1 rRNA gene is annotated in these 525 nt (G+C 43.5%); it reads right to left on the bottom strand.

The annotated features are described in order from the left end of the window. Positions 1-125, bottom strand: a 23S ribosomal RNA gene (locus L1D21_RS16485); the annotation flags it as partial. Between the last annotated feature and the right edge of the window lie 400 nt (positions 126-525).

Genomic DNA, 525 nt, shown 5'->3' with positions numbered 1-525 from the left:
TCCCCATTCGGACATCGTTAGCTCAAATGCTTGTTACTAGCTCGCCAACGCTTTTCGCAAGTTACTACGTCCTTCATCGCCTCTGACTGCCAAGGCATCCACCGTATACGCTTAGTCACTTAACCATACAACCCAAATGAGTTTCATCTCGCTTGTTACTCAAGCTGCTGTCTTTATTGTGACTCTCGCTTGTCAGTTATGTAGCGCTGCTACATGCCTTCCTCACTCTAGCCACGGCTTCGACAACAACATGATTAACTGCGCTTACGAAYCCTTGTCAATACGGGTAGTATCAACAGGTTGTACGCAACTAATGGTGTTTACTTTCGCCAAAAGAATACTCAAGTCACTTGATTTAAGTGTTTGAGAACTCAATTTTAATTTCGCGTTAATGCTACAAACAGCGATAAATCGCCGTCCCTTTCACATTAACACTATCAGCTTTCCAAATTTTTAAAGAACAAGCATCGTCGCTCGGACGTGCCACTCGCTCTAACAAGAACAAGTTATCTGTGTGAACACTCA

This window comes from Shewanella sp. Isolate11 (assembly GCF_022398315.1).
GTDB lineage: Bacteria > Pseudomonadota > Gammaproteobacteria > Enterobacterales > Shewanellaceae > Shewanella.
The sequence above is the reverse complement of the archived record's forward strand: the minus strand, read 5'-3'. Positions and strand labels throughout refer to the sequence as shown.